The following is an 18481-nucleotide window of genomic DNA, read 5'->3' as shown; positions in this document are numbered from 1 at the left end:
GTACCGTGAGGTACGAGTCCTCCATGGCCGTAGCGCTAGTTTGGTTGCAACGGTAGCATCAGTTGCAGGCGCCCGTCAAGCATTTAGATCCGGGTACCTGGAACCGGTACCAGGAACCGCTGTCACGCCGGTCAGGTACCAGGGGGGAGGAGATGAGCTCGGTGGCGGCCCGGAGGACTCACCCTACGGGCGCCTGCGGGGGGACAGAAGCGTCGAGCAGTTCGGCGGCGTCGGCTCGTACCACGACGCCCAACAGAGCCATCAGATGGTGCAACGCGGGTCGCGGGCTGCCTGCTGAACCTTGCTGCCGAGCACCTGAAGCCAGCTCGCTAGGTGATCGCGGAGGAACGAGTGGCGAGCACGGGCACACACCTCGGCGTCCTCGGCACACCCCGTCAGGTTGGCGTACGCTTCCTGGGTGCACACCCAGACCAAGAACTCCAGTTGTGCACCCAGGTGATCGGGACGCTCGCCTCTGGCCTGAAAACCGAAGGCTCGGTAGAACCCCGCCACGTCCGCGATCTGCTGGACGTTGGGACCCCCGATGAGGTGCAGCTCCGAGGCGGTGTGGCTGGCTTCGTAGGGCGGTACGGCACCCCGCTCAAAGAGGCGTACATACCGTTGTACCGGTAGGCCCCGTGCTGGGGGTCGTACTCCGGTCTGACCATGGTCGGCTCGTGGAGCGGTACCCGCACCAACTCCTCCCCACCCTCGTCGTAGCCGTAGGCGTGACCCCGTCTCACCTGGAAGCGGTGCACGATGCGGTCCGTGGACACCGCCAGCAGCACGCCCAGGAGCTGGTCGTCCTTGCCCTCCATGGCCCGCCGGTACGCGGCGACGGCGGGCTCCACCCCGGGCCCGAAGAGCATCTGCAGGAAGCGTACGTTTCCTACGTGCACCGGCGGGACGTAGTAGACGTTGGCCTCCAGACCCAACTGCGGCAGCACGGGCAGGGCCACCTTCCGCACGTGGACCAGGAAGTCCACGGGGTTGTCCGCCCTCGCCCGGTCCGGGGTGCTCACGAACCCGAAGGTGCGGATCTTGCCGATGCAGTTCCACATGCAGCGGGGCTGGAGGCCGCACTCCACCGCGGGGAAGCACAGCACGCACTTCTCCGAAACCCGGGTGGTGTGGTTGTACAAGACCTTCTTGAACGGGCAGTTCTTCACGCACTCCCGGTACCCGCGGCACCGCTGCTGGTCCAGCAGCACGATGCCGTCCTCCGGCCGCTTGTAGATGGCCGTCCGCGGGCACCTGGCCAGGCAGGCGGGGTACGTGCAGTGGTTGCAGATCCGGGGCAGGTAGAAGAACCACGCGTCGTGCGGCAGCCGCAGGTAGAAGCGCTCCTCCGTGATGGGGACGTTGGTCTCGTCCTCTTCCCGGTTCGGGTACGCGTAGTCCAGGTCCTCGGGCAGGTAGCCCACCGCGCGCTCGCCCCCGGGCGCGGCCTCAAACAGGGTCCGACCCGGGAATACGTTCCCCTCCCACGCCTGAGGCCCCAGCATCTCGAGGACGCGGACGTCCCACGCGAGGGGGTACGAACCCCAGGGCTTGGTCTCCACGTTGTTCCAGAACATGTATTCCTGCCCTTTGCCGGAGGTCCACGTGGTCTTGCAGGCCATGGTGCAGGTCTGGCAGGCGATGCACTTGTTGGTGTCGAACACCGCGGCTGCCTGCCGCTGGGGCCGCCGGCCCTTGAACGGGCGGCCAGGCCTGCAGGAAGGGGTTCGTGACCGACCCGTACACGTCCGGCAGCTTGCGCTCGGCCCAGCTGTCGACCGCGAACACCACGTCCGCGTACTCGCAAGTGGCCGTCCAGAACCAGTCCGCCACCACCAGCATTTCGATCTTGGGGAGGGTGTTCACGATGACGTTGTGGGCTCACTTGGCGTTGCCCAAGATGGAGTTGGAGAGGACCCACATGGCCGACTTGGTGGGTGTGGGCATGTGGGTCTTTCCGGTGAACTGCTTCGTTCCCAACCGCAGAGGCCGGTCGTCGTAGTTGAACTAGTGGGCGGACTCGCCTTTCACGTAAGTCCGAGTCCGGGCGGGACGATCGGGGTTCAGCTCCGGGTGGAAGGGGTCTTCGTTGATGTATTGCACGATGCCGGGGACCAATGCCAGCCGGTAGTTGCCGGCGTAGCTGCCCACGGTACCGCCGAAGTGCCCCACGTTGCTGGTCAGGGCGGAGACCAGGATGATGGCGCGGTCCTTCAGGTCGCAGTTGAAGAAGTGGTTGGGCCCATCCCCGTCACGAACAGGGTCTTCGTCCTGTTCTGGGCGATCTGGCGCGCCAGGTTCGTCACCGCATCCGGGGGCGCACCGGTGACGCGGTGGGTGTTCTCCTGGGTCCACGTGTCCACGAGGTACTGCTTCAGGAGGTCGAACACGGGCCGCACGGCCACCTGTTTGCCGTCGCGGAGGGTGACCTGGAACTCGCCCTTCAGGGCCGGACCCAACCCCATGGCCGCGAAGTGGCGGCCTACGTGGTCCCGTGTTACCGCCTTCGGCGAGTTGCTGTTCCGGTCCCACACCACGAAGTCGTCCCACGCCTCGCGCAGGGCGCGGGGCACCAGCTGGGCGTCCTGTTCCGCGGGGAGAAGAACGTGCTGTCCTGTTCCACGACCCGGGTCGCGTTGCGGAGCGGTGCAGGGAGGGTGCGGGTGCCAGCTCCCTCCATGGCCTCCACCATGTCGGGGTCGTAACCCTGACGCAGGAGCCGCTGCTTGCCTAGTTCTCCGGAGTAGGTCTGTGCGATGTTCACAAGCGCCTTCGCCACGTACGCGAACGCCTCGTCCCATCTCACGCGGACGAACTCCTCTTTCCCGCGGCCACCCACTCCTTGAAGCCCTTGCGCACCGCGGGCCCTTTGATGCGGCGGTCGGAGTAGAAGCGGCGCACGTACGCGAGCCCGCTGATACAGATGCGTGGGTCCCACCGGGCGGACGCCTGGTTGCCGTAGAGGTCGGTGGCCTTGCCGTAGCCGAAGCTGGGATCCGCGTACACCACCACCCCGTTCTTCACGCTGGCCCGCAGCAGACATCCACGGGTGTCGTTGGGCGCGCACAGGTGGTGGAAGGTGAGATCCGGAGTGTACAGCTCACGGTACACCGTCTCCCAGTCGCGGTTGGGGTAGCGCTGGAGCGGGGTCAGACCAGGCTCGAGGGCTGCAGCACCGCGAAGCTCAGGAGGGTCTCGGGAAGTTCCAGGCCTGCGATGGCGGCTACCGGGAGGGCGGAGAGGAACTCCCGGCGGGTCAGGCGGAGGGTCGGGTCCAACAGATCCACCTCTTCCCGTGGGTCAGAAAATGCGGAGGCCGCCACACCTGCTGCGTGCAGGGGTGCTGTCCCTCTCGAGCCGGGTGGAGCCCTAGATCCTCCCTGGGCGGTCCATGGTACGTCGCAGAATCGGCCGGCGCCATCGGGTGTACACCCGGCAGGCTGCCATCGGGCGAAAACCCGATAGGTGGGTGTAAGAAAAACGTTTTCTAGAAGGTCCCGCGGTCCACCAGCGAGCACGTGGCGCACAGGCTTGGGCGGAGATCCGGGTGCGGGACGAAAGTATGGAGCTGGCCCTCCACCCCGGCGGCCCCGATGGGGACCAAGGCCGCTTTCGACCCCGCGTTCTCCGCAAGCCGCAACGCGCACTGAGGGGGGATCACGCTCGGCGGTCGAATGCCTGCGCACACCTGCCCGTACCTGGAACCGGTACCAGGAACCGTCACGACTACACAAGGCGCCCGGTTTTCGGGTCGGGTCACCAGACGGCCTTGCCTACCACGCGCACCGCCGCGACCAGCGCGGCCCACGCGCCCAACAGCACGCTTCGCGCGCTGATCCCTCGGTCGCGCCGGATCCGTGCCGGTTCCGCCCGCCGCGCCATCCGCGCAGTCTCTGCGTCGCGGAGATTCTGTTCCATCCGCTGAGCCGCCAGTGCCGCCAGCAACCACCAGTTCCCGTTCACCGCCCACCTCCACCGTCTGTGACCTCTACCAGCACTCGCTCAAGTTTGCCGGACTCGCCCCGTCCCACCAGCACCAAGGACACGCCGGCCAGAATCAGCGCCATCCCTCCCAGCCCCTGCGGGCTGATGCTCTCGCCCAACACCGTCGCCCCCAACGTGACAGCCACCAGGGGGTTCACGTACGCGTAGCTGGTCGCCAGACTCGCGCGCACTCTTCGGAGCAGGTAGGCGTACGCGCTGAAACCCAACAGGGACCCGAACACCGTCAGGTATGCGGCAGCTGCCCACACGCCGGCGGGCAGGGGACCTGCCACACGCTCCCCACTCAGCACGGAGAGGGCAAGGAGCGCCGCCGCTCCGGCCAGCATCTGAGCTGCGCTCCCCATGGGTCCTGAGGGAAGGCGCGTGCGCTGGCTCCACACGGACCCCGCTGCCCACAGGACGGCCGCTACCAAAAGTACGGCCGCGCCGAACGGCTGGCTGCGTAGGTCCCGGTCCCACTGGAGCAGCACCACGCCCGTGAATCCCACCAGCAGGCCCACCCGCTCCCACCCGCCCGGCCACCGCCCCGACAGCCCGGAGAACACCGCAGCCCACAGGGGGACGGTGGCCAGGACCACGGACGCAAGCCCGGACAGCACCCACTGCTGTGCGAACGTCACCAGCCCGTTTCCCCCCGCGAACAGCAGCGATCCCGCCACGGCCGCGCCCTTCCACTCCTGTGGGGTGGGAGCCGGCTTTCCGCGGGCCCGCAGCAAGGCGTACAATGCTACGCCTGCGACGGCGTAGCGCCCCGCTCCGAGGAGGAACGGCGGAAACCCCTCCAGAGCCAGCCGTATTCCTAGGTACGTGGCGCCCCAAACCAAATACACGGTCAGCAATGCCAGCCACACCCGCACGTCCAGGCCGTCCCGTATACCCTGGCCGGTGTTCATCCCGTCTCCTTCCCCTCCCGCCCCTCCGGCGCCCGGAGCACGGACGTCCACGACGACAACCCCACCGGCAGGTGCTTCTCCACCGACGGAAGTACCCGAACCTGCTGGTCCACCATGCGCCGTGCCGCTCCCTCCCGACAGGCTGGCAGAACTGGCGGGGTCTGGCGTACCGCCCGGACACACGCCAGCCGCGACGCTACCCAACCCCCCGTCGCCCCCGCACTCATGCCCGCCTCCGCAGAGCCTCCGACACCGGCGGGGCCTCCGCGAGCCTCGCCCGCAGCATCTCCACGCTGGCACGGTCAAGTTCCATCTGGTACGTGCGCAGCCGAGCCTGTCTCCCCGCCAAATGCTCCGCCACGGGGTAGGCGGCGGTGGACACGTACACCTCGTCCGCCTCCTCCAGGGCGCGTCGGAAGCGGTCGGGGTCGTCGACGCCCACCGACGCGATCTTGAGGTGCCGGACGCCCGCGCCCACCACCAGGGTGCGAACCTTCGCGGCCCGCTCGCGGTCCAGGCAGCAAACCGCTACCCGGGTGCCCGCGCGCAGCTGAGCCAGCGACCGCAAAAACCGAATCTCGAGCCCGGCGCCCACGCCCACCACTTCTGCGCTGCGCCCCACGATGCGCCGGACCTCCTCGAAGTGGAAGAACGTCGTCACCACCCAACCCACCTCGGCGGCCCGACGGCGGAACGCCGCGCGGTCCCGGCGGACCTCGTCCAGGTGGCCGCCCACCACGTCCACACCGAGCTCGCGGGCGAGGGTAGCGCTGTGCTGCTCGATCTCCGGGATGTTGCACTCGACGAACAGAACCGCCCGCTGGGATTTCCTAGCCTCGTGCATGCGCGCCCGGGCGGCCGCCGCCTCGGCGAACTCCGTGGCGGTGAACCCCAACTCCACCGCCCGCTCCAGCGCCCGGTCGACCACCTCCCGCAGCGCCGCCCGCTGCACCGCCAGCCGGGTCGTCTCACTCTCCGCCACGAACGTGCCCACCCCCCGGCGCGACACCAAGTAGCCTTCCTCCTGCAGGCTCGCGTAGACGGCGGCCACCGTGTTCCGGTGCACCCGCAAGTGGTCAGCCAGATCCTGGACGGTGGGCAGCCTGTCACCCGGCTTGAGCTCCTCGAGGGCCACCAACCAACGGATCTGCTCCGCCAGCTGGGCATGCAGGGGCTCGGGCAGCCGGCCGTCTACGGCCAGCGGCAGGTGTGATGCGGTGAGCGGTAATTCATCTGTTTTCATGATTGTTTGTGATAATAGCAGACATCTGCGGCGCCTGCAAGGGGGGTTCGCCAAAAAGTTTTCCGGGGTCTGCCGCCCCCTCCCCCGTACCCGGTACCAGGAACGACGACCAGGAACCGGGGGGCGATGACGATATCGAGCTGCCGTAGTTGCCGGCGCGCTCGCGGGTCGTGTCCCGTAGGTGGCGGCCGCGCGGCAGGGCTACGTTTTGGCCGGCAGGCCGAAGGCGTTCCAGTCCATGGGGTAGAGAGCCCCGTGACCTTGCATCCGCTCGTACCGGGCGAGCACGTCTGTGGGGACGTGGTTCTTGCTGTGGCTGACGGACAGCCCTTCCCGGGAGGGACAGGAGAAGAAGCGGGAGTTGTCGTCCTTTAGGTTCGTGACCTCACGAGCCCCACGCGTCGGAACTCCCCCGTCGACCGTCGGTGGCCGCGGGCACTCTCCCTCCACCCGCACTCAATCCACCACCACGTTCACCAGTCGGCCGGGTACGTAGATCACGTCACGCACCTTGCCGCCGTCGACGTACGCGCGGACCTTCTCGCTGCGCAGGGCCATGTCGCGTGCGACATCGGCGCTGACGTCCGCCGGCACCGTCAGGCGGTCGCGGACCCGGCCGTTGACCTGCACGACCAGAACGATTTCGGGCGACTTCGCCAGCTCCGGGTCGTAGGTCGGCCACGGCTGCGTGTGGACGCTGTAGGCCCCGCCGACCCGCTCCCACATCTCCTCCGCCGTGTGCGGGGCGACGGGCGCTAGCATTAGGACGAGCGACCGGATCGCCTCCCGCCACGCCTCGGACTCGGCTGCCGCCCTCCGCACCCGGTACAGGTGGTTGACGAACTCCATCAGCGCGGCGATAGCCGTATTGAAGCCGAACGTCTCGAAGTCTTCCGTGACCCTCCGGATCGTCTGGTGGGTCCGGCGGACCAGGTCGTCGTCAGCCAGGGATCGCTCACCGATCCCCCGACCGGTCTCGTGACCCTTGCCCACGATCAGTTCCCACGCCCTCCGCAAGAAGCGCGCCACGCCTTCGATGTCGCGGCTGCTCCACGGTCCGCCCTCTTCCCACGGACGCATGAACATCAGGTACGCCCGCACGGCGTCGGCGCCGTATCTGGCCACCTGCTCGTCCGGGTCGACGACGTTGCCGCGCGACTTGCTCATCTTCTCGCCGTCCTCCCCCAGGATGACGCCCTGGTTGAACAGCCGCAGCATCGGCTCTCCGAATGTCACCAGTCCGAGGTCGCGCATCGCCTTGGTGAAGAATCGAGTGTACAGCAGGTGCATCACCGCGTGCTCCGCGCCTCCCGTGTACTGGTCCACGGGCAGCCAGTACTCCGCCTCGTCCGGGTCGAACGGCCCGGCTTGGTAGCCCGGGGACAGGTAGCGGTACTGGTACCAGGAGGAGTCGACGAAGGTGTCCATCGTGTCGGTCTCCCGCTCGGCCGGCCCGCCGCACCGTGGGCACCGGGTCCGACGAAAGCCCTCGTGGTGCTTCAGCGGCGACTCGCCCGTGGGCATGAAGTCCACATCCTCGGGCAGCAGCACGGGCAGGTCGCCGTAGGGCACCGGTACGGTGCCGCACGAAGGACAGTACACGATCGGGATCGGCGTGCCCCAGTAGCGCTGCCGGCTGATCAGCCAGTCGCGCAGCCGGTACCGTACAGCGCGGCGACCCCGGCCGGTTTCCTCCAGCCAGGCGATCACCCGGGGAATCCCCTCCGGGGTGGGCGTACCGTCGAAGGGCCCGGAGTTCACCATCCTGCCCGGCCCCTCGTACGCCCCCGCCAACGGCTCAACCAGCGGTTCGCCCTCCGGCTGGATGACGATCGGTACCGGCAGCCCATGGGCGCGTGCAAACTCGAAGTCGCGCGCGTCGTGGGCGGGGACCCCCATGATCGCCCCGGTTCCGTAGCCCATCAGCACATAGTCGGCGATCCAGATCGGGATGCGCAGGCCGTTGACCGGGTTCGTCGCGTACGCACCGACGAACGCTCCGGTCTTTTCGCGTTCGGTCGACAGGCGTTCGACCTCGCTTTGGCGGCGCGCCTGGTAGACATACGCTTCGACTTCGGCCCGGCGATCGTCGGCCGTCAGGACGTCGACCAGCGGGTGCTCCGGCGCCAGGACCATGAACGTGGCCCCCCACAGCGTGTCGGGGCGCGTGGTGAACACCGCCACGTCGTGCGCCGTCCCGTCGGGGGCGTGGGCGACGAACGTGACCTCCGCCCCCTCGCTGCGGCCGATCCAGTTCCGCTGCATCGTCACAACTCGCTCCGGCCAGTCGATGCCGGAGAAGTCCAGCAGCTCCTCCGCGTACTTCGTGATGCGGAAGAACCACTGCTCCAGGTCGCGCTTGATCACCGGCGTGCCGCAGCGTTCGCAGCGCCGATCGGACCCCACGACCTGCTCACGCGCCAGGGTGGTGTTGCAGTTCGGACACCAGTCCACAGGCGCCATCGCCCGGTAGGCGAGGCCGGCCTCGTAGAACTTCAGGAAGAACCACTGGTTCCAGCGGTAGTAGTCGGGGTCGCAGGTGACGATCTCGCGAGACCAATCGAACATCGCGCCCATCGATCGCAGCTGCGCCCGCATCCGCTCGATGTTACCCATCGTCCACGTCCGCGGGTGGATGCCGTGCCGGATCGCCGCGTTCTCCGCCGGAAGCCCGAAGGCGTCGAACCCGATCGGGAACAGCACGTTGAACCCCCGCATGCGGCGGTAGCGCGCGGCCGCATCCGACGGCGCCATGGCGTACCAGTGGCCGATGTGCAGGTCGCCGCTGGGGTACGGATACATGGTCAGAAAGTAGAACTTCGGTCGGTCGGCGCGCGACGGTGTACGGTACAGCCCGTCTGCCTCCCACCGGGTCTGCCACTTCCGCTCGACCGCCTCGTGGTCGTATCTGTCGGCCATCGTCCTCACGCCCCGTCCGTCGGGAGTTGTACGTTCGCCTCGCCATCGACCGCCGGCCGCCGACCGCCGATCCTCGTCAGCCATCCGTGCCGGTCGGGCACACGCCCCGTCACGATGTCGAAGAACGCACGCTGGATCTGCTCCGTGATCGGGCCGCGGCCGCCTCCACCCACGGGCACCCGATCGACCGATCGCACCGGGGTGATCTCTGCCGCGGTCCCGGTAAAGAAGATCTCGTCGGCCAAGTAGAGCATCTCGCGCGGGATCGCCTGCTCGCGCACCTCGTATCCCAGCTCGTGCGCCAACGTAATGGCGACGTTGCGCGTCACGCCCGGCAGGATCGAGTGGGCCGGCGACGGGGTGAGGATCGTCCGATCCCGGACGACGAAGACGTTCTCCCCGCTGCCCTCGCTGACGTTGCCCGCTGCGTCCAGGGCGATGCCCTCGACGTACCCGTTGTCCACCGCCTCCATCGCGATGAGCTGAGAGTTGACGTAGTTGCCCCCGATCTTGCCCATGGCGGGGAACGTGGACGGCGCCATCCGCCGCCACGACGACACCATCACGTCCACCCCCCGCTCCAGCGCCTCCGTGCCCAGGTACCGTCCCCACTCGATCGTGAGGATGGCAACCTCCACCGGCGACTTGCGGGGGTCGAGGCTGAACGAACCCGCTCCTCGGTAGACGAGCGGGCGGATATAGCAGGAAGCGTGACCGTTGGCCGCCACGGTGTCCAGGATGGCGTCGCGGATCTGGTGGGGCGCGTAAGGGATCTCCATCCGGAAGATCCGGCATGAGTCGAACAGCCTCCGCACGTGCGGCTCGAGGCAGAAGACGGCGGCGCCGTCCGGCGTCTCGTACGCACGGATGCCCTCGAAGACGGAAGAACCGTAGTGCAGCCCGTGCGCCATCACGTGGACCGTCGCCCGCTCCCACTGGACCAGCCGACCGTTGTGCCACACGTACGCCCCCGCATGCAATGCCGATCACCCCCACAAATGGAAAGGTCTCCGCCCCTAAGGGACGGAGACCGGCTTGGCTCCGCGGTACCACCCTGGTTGGCAGCCCCTCCCCTGCCTCCAGGAGGGGAGCGCAAGGGGACTGTGGTGGAGCCAAGGGGATTCGAACCCCTGACCTCTTGCATGCCATGCAAGCGCTCTCCCAGCTGAGCTATGGCCCCAGGCTGCCCACTCGACGCCCTTCACGCGGGCTCACGGCCGCGGCTACGAAACCCTTCGCCGCAGCGGCTCCCGGACGAGGTTCGGCGGTCGGCGCCCCGCGGCTTCCACCCTGCGCCGCGGTCTCTAAAGGGCCCTTCCGCCTACCGGACGGGGCCCTGCCCCGTCTCTGCTTCCGATCGTCGCCCGTACCGGTGAGTATACCGGCAGGTCACCGCATCGTCAAAGTCGAAGCCGTCCGCATCCGCACACGGGAGGTGGCGATGCATCCGATCGAGCACTACGACGTCCTGCGCCAGGCGCGCGCGAAGGTCCTGGACCGCGCCCGGGAGCTGAGCGAAGACGAGTACGCGCGGGAATTCCCCTTCGGCCTGAAGTCGATCCGGGCGACCCTGGTCCACGTGGCCGCCGCAGAGTGGATCTATAACGCGCGTGCGCGTGGCGAGGATTTTCGGCGCGAGGAGATCCCCTTCCGCGAGGAGCGGTACCCGGACTTCGCGAGCCTCGAGGCGGACTGGCGAGACCTCGAGGCGCGCACCCGAGCGTGGCTGCAGTCCGAGACCGATTGGGACCGCCCCATCGAGTACACGGTGGCGCTGCCGGGCGGAGGCCGCGTCCGGGTCGCCACCACCCCCCAGCGGATCGCCTTCCAGATGTTCTACCACGAGGTGCACCACCGGGCGCAGGTGATGGCAATGCTCCGCCAGCTGGGGCATCCGGTCGAGGACGTCGACTTCTCACGCTGGGCGTACCGGCGAACAGACATCGGGGACTGACCAAAGGAGCGCCCGGGGTGGGGCGCGAAGTGGGGGGTACCCTGGGTGTGCGAGAGGTGACCGGATGAAGAAGCGTAAAACGTCGGTGCTGCTCGCTGCCGCGGTGGTCCTGGCGAGCGCGACCCTGCCCGCCGACGCCCAGGCCCGCCGCGACACCGTGACGATTGCGATGGCCCAGGAGCCGGACATGCTGGGCCCGTTCTCCATCATGGCGGCGGCCGGAGTGGTCCACAACGCGCTGTTCGCGTTCGTTGCGCCGTTCAACGAGAGGTGGCAGCGCGTCCCGATGATGGCCGAGAAACTGCCCACCCTCCGGGACGGCGACTGGCAGCTGTTGCCCAACCAGAAGATGCGGGTCACGTGGCGGCTGCGGCGGGGCTTCACGTGGCACGACGGCCGGCCGGTAACCGCACTGGACTGGCGCTTTACGTACGGGATGCTGCGCAATCCCCGCACGCCGGCAATCAGCAAGTTCATCCTCAACAAGGTGGACAACGTCTCGGTCCCCGACCCGCAGAACCCCTACACGATGGTCGTGCAGTGGAACGAACTGTGGCCGTTCGCCGGCGCGGAGCCGTTCGGTGGGCCCTACCCCCTGCCGCGGCACATCCTCGAGCGGGACTACCTGCGCGACCCCAGCAGGCTGAAGGCGCACCCCTACTTCCGCGCTCCGGTGGGGCACGGACCGTACCGCTTCGTGGAGTGGGTACCGGGCAGCCACATCGCCCTGGAGGCCTACGACCGGTTCCCCCTGGGGGCGCCGGCGATCCGTCGTCTGACGTTCCGTTTCATCCTCGACGCGACGGTGCTGCAGGCCAACGTGATCGCGGGCAACGTCGACGGGGCGGAGATCGCCAACCTCAACTGCGAGCAGATGCGCCAGATCGAGCAGCGCAACCCGCAGATGGACACTCACTACCGCGAGTCGGTCACCGTCGAGTGGATCAACTTCAACCTGGACAACGAGTGGCTGCGGGACAAACGGGTGCGCCAGGCGATCGCGCACGCGCTCGACCGTCCGGCGCTCGCGAGCGTCTCCTGCCCGGGCGGCCGACAGCCGGTCGCCCACACCTGGGTGGCCCCCGGTCACCCCGGGCACAACGCCAACGTCAAGAAGTACAACCACGATCCGGCGCGGGCGCGCGCCCTGCTCGCGGAGGCCGGGTTCGTGCCCGGCCCAGACGGCATCCTGCGCGACCGGGCGGGTCGGCGCGTCGAGATGACGATCATGACCACCGCCGGCAACACCACGCGGGAGCAGATCCAGCTCGCGATGCGGGACCAGCTCAAGCAGGTCGGCATCGAACTGCGAATTGACAATCGGCCGGCCTCGGTGTTTTTCGGCACCGTCGTGCCGCAGCGACAGTTCCCGCACCTGGCGATGTACGCCAGCCTGTTCACGCCCGAGTCCATCCCCGTCAACCGGTTCCACAGCAGCCAGATCCCGACCCGCGAGAACGGATGGGTCGGGGACAACCGCGTGGGCTGGCGCAACGCCGAGAACGACCGCCTGTGGGAGCAGTTGGCCTCCGAGCTGGACGAACGGAGGCGCGTCGCCCTGTTCCGACGCCAACAGGAGATCTTCGCCGAGGAACTGCCCTACCTGCCTTTGTACTTCCGGCTGGACCTAACCGCCTCGCACCGCCGCCTGCGCAACGTTAGGCCGACCGGGCTGGCGACGTACTACCTGCCGTGGAATGTCTGGGAGTGGAGGTGGGACCTATAGGCGCTCAGACGCCGGCTGCCTCCGCGCCGTCGCGGATCCAGGCCCAGGCCATGTGGGCGGTGTTGGACGCCACCCCGATCTGACCGGCCGCGGAGACGACGATCAGCCCGCCGGTACCCCCGAGGTCCGCGACCGCGGCCAAGCCCTGCTCAGCCGCCGCCTGCCCGCCTGCCGGGAGGGCACGGACCGCGTGGTAGGCTGCCAGCGCCCGGATGAAGTACTCGCCTTCCCCGGTCCCCGACGCCGCGCCCGCCGGCTCGGCGTAGGTTCAGGCGCCTGGGATCGGCGTATCCCCCACGCGGCCCGGCCGCTGACCCACTCGGCCGCCCGTGGAGGTGGCGGCGGCGACACACCCCAGTGCGTCCGCGGCGACCGCCCCGACCGTCCCCGTGTGCGGGACGGTGCGGCCCCGGAAGTACTCTTCGAGTCGCCGGCGCTGGCGTTCGGTCACGAAGTACTCGGTGCTCGCCGTCTCCAGCCCGACTTCCCGGGCCAACGCGTCGGCGCCGTCGGCCACGAGCAGGACGTGCTCGGTGTCCATGACCGCCCTCGCCAGCCGGACCGGGTTCCGCACCGTCCCCACGCAACCCACCGCACCCGCCCCACGGTCGCACCCCTGCATGACCGCGGCGTCCATTTCGACCGTCCCCGCCCGCGTGAGGGCCGACCCACGCCCGGCATTGAACTCCGGGTCGTCCTCCAGGGCCGCAACCGCCTCGACGACCGCGGACAACGCGTCCCCGCCGGACCGCAAGATCTCCCAGCCTAAGCGCGCCGCGCCCAGACAACCCTCGCGCACGCGTGCCCGCCGCTCGGGGGCGATCGTCCCCGCGCCGCCGTGCACGACGATCACCGGGATGTCCGCCGTGCCCACGTGCGCTGTGTTCGACGGCGGACACAGGCGGCCCCTGCTCGATCGGGGTGGGCCGATGCGTCCGGTTACTGTCGGGGCAGGACGACGAAGCTGCCCGTCATCCCGCGGGCGGCGTGGTTGGTGATGGTGCACGCGAACGCAATTTCCTCCGTCTGCCAAGCCCTTGCGACGAACTCAACCTCGGCCTTCTTGCCCGCGTCCACGAAGATGAACCTGCGACCGTCCGCCGTCCGACCCTGCCTGGCCTCGCCCCGGACCGTGAGTTCGAGGTCGCTGAAGTACGCGGAGGCGATGTTGTGCGGACGACCCTGGGTGTCGTCGTTGGACAACCGCAGCACCACCGTGTCCCCCTCACGGATCCGGATGACGGACGGCTCGAACTTGAAGGACGTCATCGACACGTCGATCACGGTGCGGGACTGCGCCGGGGCAAACCCGACGGAGGTTACGACGAACGCAACCACCAGGATCGCGGCGAGCAGAGTGCGCACGGACATGCCGGTTCCCTCCCGTGTCCTCGTCTGGTCTGCGCGGATCTCGTTTCCATGGAACCCGTCGGCTGTAACGGCCGGGTCACGGGGAGCGCCGAAGGGCTGCTTTGCTTTTCTCCGGGACGCGTCTACTCTGGGAGGTGGGTGCGGTGCCGGCCCGGCGGCGGGACGTCGTGACGAACCCGTGGACCGCAGCCGTCCTGTGTGTGGCGGTGGCGCTCTCCGTCGGCGGACCGCCGACGCCGGATCGCCCGCCGCTGTACGTCCCCGATTCCCGCAACCACCGCATCGTCCGGGTGGACACCACGGGCGCGTGGTATGCCCTGGGGCGGTCCGGCCGCGGCCTAGGAGAGTTCGCCCATCCCCAGAGCGTCGCCGTCGATCGTCAGGGCCGGCTGTACGTCGCCGACGCCGCAAACCACCGCATCGTACGCGTACGCGACATCTCCGGGGCCCGGTGGACTTCGCTGGGCAGGTTTGGGGACGGCCCGCGCCGGTTCGCGTTCCCCACGGCAGTCGCCGTGGACGCGCTGGGTCGGATCTACGTGGCCGACCAGGGCAACCACCGCATCGTCCGCACGGACGACATCACGGGTGGTGGCTGGATGTCGCTTCCGCGACAGGGTGAGGGCGGATACCGTTTCGCATTCCCATCGGGGGTCGCGCTCGATCGGCGCGGCCGGATCTACGTCGCCGACAGCCACCACCACCGGATCGTGCGGATGGACGAACTCAGCGGCGTCGGCTGGCAGGTGTTCGGAGGGCCGGGCGACGGCGTCGGGATGTTTTTCTTTCCTGCCGCGGTGGCCGTGGACGGGTCGGATCGGATTTACGTCGCTGACCGCGGCAACCACCGGATCGTGCGGATGGACGACATGCGCGGGGCCGGCTGGGTGGCGTTCGGGCGGCGCGGGAACGGCCGGGGAGAGTTCCTGTTCCCCTCCGGTGTCGAGGTCGACGCGTCCGGCCGCATCACGGTCATCGACACCTGGAACCACCGTGTGGTGCGGCTCGATGACATGACCGGCGCGGGCTGGACGACTTTGGGTGTAGGTGGCGGCCGAAGTGTCCGGTTCCGCTATCCGCGGGATTTGGTGACGTACGCGCCCTGACGGGCCCTGTCATCCCACACCGTTCCGCTCAGCCGCCCAGGTAGGCCTTCTTGACGTCCGGGTTGGCCTGCAGGTCGGCGGCGGGTCCGGCGAGCACGATCGTCCCCGTCTCCATCACGTACCCTCGGTGGGCCACCTGCAGGGCCATGTAGGCGTTCTGCTCGACCAGCAGGATCGTCGTCCCCTGCTGGTTGATCTCCTGGATCGCGTCGAAGATCTGCTCGACGAGCACCGGGGCCAGGCCCATCGAGGGTTCGTCCATCAGCAGCACACGCGGCCTCGCCATGAGCGCGCGACCGATCGCCAGCATCTGCTGCTCGCCGCCCGACAGCGTACCCGCGACCTGAGCCGCCCGCTCGCGCAGGCGCGGGAACATCGCGAACACCCGCTCCAGGTCGGCCCGGATGCCGTCCGCATCGGTGCGCGCGAAGGCCCCCATCTCCAGATTCTCGACGACGTTGAGCCGGCCGAAGATTCGCCTTCCCTCCGGCACCTGGACGACGCCCCGGGCGACGATGTCATGTGCGGGCACTTTGGTCAGGTCCTCGCCGCGGAGGCGGACCTGCCCTTCCCGCGGCCTGTGCAGACCGCTGATCGTGTTCAGCGTGGTGCTCTTGCCGGCCCCGTTCGCACCGATGAGGGTGACGATCTCACCTTCCTCGACGCTCAACGAGACGCCCTTCAGCGCTTGGATGTTGCCGTAGTAGACGTGGAGGTTTTGGACTTCCAGCAACGGCATCCTCAGGTCCCTCGGGCCGCCCTGACTAGCCCGTGGCAGCCCTTCGCGTGCCGAGGTAGGCTTCGATCACGCGCGGATCGTTCTGCACCTCGCCGGGCGTGCCCTCGGCAATCTTCATCCCGTAGTCGAGCACGGTGACGCGGTCGGAGATCGTCATCACGACACGCATGTGGTGCTCGATGAGCAGGATCGTGATGCCCAGCTCGTCGCGCAGCTTCCGGATGAACGCGATCATCTCCAGCGTCTCGACCGGGTTCATCCCCGCCGTCGGCTCGTCCAGCAGCAATAGCTTCGGCCTGGTGGCCAACGCGCGGGCGATCTCCAGCCGGCGCTGCTCCCCGTAGGGCAGGTTCTTGGCCAGGAAGTCTCCTCGGCCCCGCAGCCCCACGAACCGCAGCAGCCGCCGCGCTTCCTCGTGGGCCGCCCGCTCCTCCTGCCGCGTGTAGGGCGAACCGAAGATCGCACCAACCCACGTCGACTTCAGGTGGATGTGCTGGCCAACGAGCACGTTCTCCAAGGCCGTCATGTTGGCGAACAGCCGGATGTTCTGGTACGTCCTCGAGATCCCCAGCCGCGCGATCTCGTCCGGCAGCAGGCCGTCGATCCGGCGGTCGCGGAACAGGATCTGTCCTTCCTCCGGCCGATAGAAGCCGGTGACGCAGTTGAAGAACGTGGTCTTGCCGGCGCCGTTGGGGCCGATGATGCTGTGGATCGACTGCTCGGCGACCTCCAGGTCGAGCCCGCTGATCGCCACCAGGCCGCCGAAGCGCTTGGTCATGCCCACGGAGGTCAAAATTGCCACGCTAGCCTCCGACCTGCGTCTCCGCCGCGGCGAGCGCCGGTTCGGGAGCGGGTTCGGCGGCCACGACCTGCGGTTCTTCGCCCACCTCGTGGAGTTCGCGCTGCTGCTGTGCCGCCGGCCACAGTCCCTCCGGTCGCAGCAGCATCATCGCCACGAGCAGCGCGCCGTAGACGAGGAAGCGGAACTCCCCGAACTCCCGTAGCAGCTCGGGCAGACCCACCAACGCCGCCGCGCCGACGATGACGCCGGGGATGCTTCCGATCCCACCGACGATGATCAGCGCCAAGACGTTGATCGAGATCAACAACTGGAAGCTGTGCGGGAAGACGGACCCCACCATCACCGCGAAGATGGCCCCGCCCACTCCCGCGAATGCTGCTCCCAGTCCGTAGGCGAGCAGCTTCACGCTGACCAGGTTGATCCCCAGGGCCTGGGCGACGTCCTCGTCTTCCCGGATGGCCATCCAGGCACGGCCCAGCCGGGAGTCGCGCAGACGCCACGCCACATAGGCGACGACCGCCGAACTGACGAGTGTCAGGTAGAAGAGGTGTTCGGGCCCGACCAGTTCGAAACCGCCGATGGTGGGTTTGGGGATGGCCAGCAACCCCTGCGATCCTCCCAGCCACGGGCGCAGGGCGTCGGACAGCACGAGCAGGCGTACGATCTCGCCGAACCCCAGCGTCGCGATCGCCAAGTAGTCGCCCCGGATGCCCAGCACCGGGATGCCCAGGATCACGCCCGCGATCAACGAGACGAGCACGGCGACGGGGACGGCGGTCCAGAAGGACCACTGCGCGATGCCCAGCTCCCCGACGGAGGTGAGCAGGCCCACGGTGTACGCACCGATCGCAAAGAACGCCACGAACCCCAGGTCCAGGAGTCCGGCAAACCCCACCTCGAGGTTCAGTCCCAGGCCCATCAGGGTGTACAGCCCTACGATCACCAGCACCTGGGCGATGAACGACCCCCCCGCGATGGGCAGCAGCGCCAGCGCCGCGATCCCCACGCCGACGAGGACCAGCCGGATCGCGAACCGGCCGGCCGGCGGCAGAGCCGCCACCCGCGAGCCGACCGCCGCAGCACGCTGCCGCCAGAGCGCCACCGCCACCGCCGCCGCTGCACCGCCGGACACCGCTCCCGCCGTCGTGAGACCTTGGGCGGCGAACACGAACTCGCTGACCCTCGCCGGCAGCCCCTCTGCCTGGAGGACCAACTGGAGCAGGTCCTGGAAGAGGCTGAGCAACAGGATGCTCCACACGCCCCACAGCAGCGGACGCCGCAACCCCAGCGGCAGCAGGTACGCGAGGGAGCCGAGCAGTCCGAAGACCGCTCCCCCGAGTACCAGCCACACGGCCGCGGAAGGGACTTCGCGCCCCATGCGGAGTAGCTCGAACAGCGTCGGCGAGGCATTGACGAACATCGCGCGGAGGTTGACCGCCGCGCCGACGACCACGAACCCCGCGAGGCACATCCCTGCCACACCGCCGGCGACACCCCCTCCGGCCAGGACGACCACAGGCCCCGCCGGGGTGCGCAGTGCCGCCAGGTAACCCGCCCCGACCAGCGCCAGGAGCAGTAACACCTGGCCCAGAGAGAGGACATCGGCAACGACCCACCGCTGGTGGAGTGCTTCAACCATGCCGGTGATCGAGACGAAGACTGCGGCGATTCCCAAGACGGCTCCGACCGCCAGCCAGCCCCGCGCCGGACGTCCGCGCGTCAT

17 protein-coding genes, 1 tRNA gene and 2 pseudogenes are annotated in these 18481 nt (G+C 68.6%); 4 read left to right on the top strand and 16 right to left on the bottom strand.

Going from position 1 to position 18481, the window contains the following annotated elements; genetic code table 11:
- Positions 1 to 647 precede the first annotated feature (647 nt).
- Positions 648 to 1664, bottom strand: a pseudogene (locus QN163_03935) (4Fe-4S dicluster domain-containing protein).
- Positions 1665 to 1729: 65 nt separating this feature from the next.
- On the opposite strand from QN163_03935, the gene QN163_03930 reads away from it, so the two are divergent.
- The gene (locus QN163_03930) at positions 1730 to 2002 is read left to right on the top strand and encodes a hypothetical protein (GenBank protein ID MDR5683159.1); all 273 of its coding nucleotides are present in this window, start codon (positions 1730 to 1732) and stop codon (positions 2000 to 2002) included.
- A 211-nt stretch (positions 2003 to 2213) separates the two neighbouring features.
- On the opposite strand, the gene QN163_03925 is transcribed toward QN163_03930, so the two are convergent.
- The 10 genes from QN163_03925 to QN163_03880 all read right to left on the bottom strand — a co-directional run bounded on the left by QN163_03925 (position 2214) and on the right by QN163_03880 (position 10240).
- A complete protein-coding gene (locus QN163_03925) occupies positions 2214 to 2573 on the bottom strand; it encodes a hypothetical protein (GenBank protein ID MDR5683158.1) in 360 nt (119 codons plus the stop codon).
- A gap of 229 nt (positions 2574 to 2802) precedes the next feature.
- Positions 2803 to 3111: a hypothetical protein gene (locus QN163_03920; protein ID MDR5683157.1), complete on the bottom strand. Its 309-nt coding sequence runs from the start codon at positions 3109 to 3111 to the stop codon at positions 2803 to 2805.
- A 38-nt stretch (positions 3112 to 3149) separates the two neighbouring features.
- A complete protein-coding gene (locus tag QN163_03915; GenBank protein MDR5683156.1) occupies positions 3150 to 3287 on the bottom strand; it encodes a hypothetical protein in 138 nt (45 codons plus the stop codon).
- A 469-nt stretch (positions 3288 to 3756) separates the two neighbouring features.
- A complete protein-coding gene (locus QN163_03910; protein MDR5683155.1) occupies positions 3757 to 3963 on the bottom strand; it encodes a hypothetical protein in 207 nt (68 codons plus the stop codon).
- Complete coding sequence (gene yedA, locus QN163_03905) at positions 3960 to 4898, bottom strand: drug/metabolite exporter YedA (protein MDR5683154.1); 939 nt, start codon at positions 4896 to 4898, stop codon at positions 3960 to 3962. Before yedA ends, QN163_03910 begins: the two co-directional genes overlap by 4 nt.
- Positions 4899 to 5121: 223 nt before the next feature.
- Positions 5122 to 6141 carry a GntR family transcriptional regulator gene (locus tag QN163_03900; GenBank protein MDR5683153.1) on the bottom strand — a complete coding sequence of 340 codons (1020 nt, stop codon included), beginning with the start codon at positions 6139 to 6141 and terminating at the stop codon, positions 5122 to 5124.
- A gap of 201 nt (positions 6142 to 6342) precedes the next feature.
- Complete coding sequence (locus QN163_03895; GenBank protein ID MDR5683152.1) at positions 6343 to 6597, bottom strand: hypothetical protein; 255 nt, start codon at positions 6595 to 6597, stop codon at positions 6343 to 6345.
- Positions 6598 to 9060, bottom strand: a complete 2463-nt coding sequence (leuS, locus tag QN163_03890) for a leucine--tRNA ligase (GenBank protein MDR5683151.1) — start codon at positions 9058 to 9060, stop codon at positions 6598 to 6600. It abuts the gene before it with no gap.
- A gap of 5 nt (positions 9061 to 9065) precedes the next feature.
- The gene (locus QN163_03885; protein MDR5683150.1) at positions 9066 to 10022 is read right to left on the bottom strand and encodes a branched-chain amino acid transaminase; all 957 of its coding nucleotides are present in this window, start codon (positions 10020 to 10022) and stop codon (positions 9066 to 9068) included.
- Positions 10023 to 10164: 142 nt separating this feature from the next.
- A tRNA-Ala gene (locus QN163_03880) sits at positions 10165 to 10240 on the bottom strand.
- A 261-nt stretch (positions 10241 to 10501) separates the two neighbouring features.
- Between QN163_03880 and QN163_03875 the strand changes: the two genes are divergently transcribed.
- Together QN163_03875 and QN163_03870 are read left to right on the top strand one after the other, a co-directional pair.
- Positions 10502 to 11014, top strand: coding sequence for a DinB family protein (locus QN163_03875; GenBank protein MDR5683149.1), 513 nt, complete (start codon positions 10502 to 10504; stop codon positions 11012 to 11014).
- Positions 11015 to 11078: 64 nt separating this feature from the next.
- On the top strand, positions 11079 to 12740 hold the full coding sequence (locus QN163_03870) for a peptide ABC transporter substrate-binding protein (GenBank protein ID MDR5683148.1): 1662 nt from the start codon (positions 11079 to 11081) through the stop codon (positions 12738 to 12740).
- A 4-nt stretch (positions 12741 to 12744) separates the two neighbouring features.
- Here QN163_03870 and QN163_03865 read toward each other — a convergent pair.
- Together QN163_03865 and QN163_03860 are read right to left on the bottom strand one after the other, a co-directional pair.
- Positions 12745 to 13584 (bottom strand): annotated as a pseudogene (locus QN163_03865) (isoaspartyl peptidase/L-asparaginase).
- Positions 13585 to 13679: 95 nt separating this feature from the next.
- Positions 13680 to 14111: a cupredoxin domain-containing protein gene (locus QN163_03860; protein ID MDR5683147.1), complete on the bottom strand. Its 432-nt coding sequence runs from the start codon at positions 14109 to 14111 to the stop codon at positions 13680 to 13682.
- 143 nt (positions 14112 to 14254) lie between these two features.
- On the opposite strand from QN163_03860, the gene QN163_03855 reads away from it, so the two are divergent.
- On the top strand, positions 14255 to 15217 hold the full coding sequence (locus QN163_03855) for an NHL repeat-containing protein (protein MDR5683146.1): 963 nt from the start codon (positions 14255 to 14257) through the stop codon (positions 15215 to 15217).
- 28 nt (positions 15218 to 15245) lie between these two features.
- Here QN163_03855 and QN163_03850 read toward each other — a convergent pair whose 3' ends face one another.
- From QN163_03850 to QN163_03840, 3 genes are read right to left on the bottom strand one after another with little or no spacing between them, the layout of a single operon-like run.
- Positions 15246 to 15956 (bottom strand): ABC transporter ATP-binding protein, encoded by a 711-nt coding sequence (locus QN163_03850; protein ID MDR5683145.1) that lies wholly within the window; start codon positions 15954 to 15956, stop codon positions 15246 to 15248.
- Positions 15957 to 15981: 25 nt separating this feature from the next.
- Positions 15982 to 16734: an ABC transporter ATP-binding protein gene (locus QN163_03845; GenBank protein ID MDR5683144.1), complete on the bottom strand. Its 753-nt coding sequence runs from the start codon at positions 16732 to 16734 to the stop codon at positions 15982 to 15984.
- Positions 16735 to 16759: 25 nt separating this feature from the next.
- Positions 16760 to 18481: a branched-chain amino acid ABC transporter permease gene (locus QN163_03840; protein ID MDR5683143.1), complete on the bottom strand. Its 1722-nt coding sequence runs from the start codon at positions 18479 to 18481 to the stop codon at positions 16760 to 16762.

It is taken from the genome of Armatimonadota bacterium, assembly GCA_031432545.1.
Taxonomy (GTDB): Bacteria; Sysuimicrobiota; Sysuimicrobiia; order Sysuimicrobiales; family Sysuimicrobiaceae; genus Caldifonticola; species Caldifonticola tengchongensis.
This window is presented reverse-complemented; position numbering and strand designations above follow the sequence as displayed.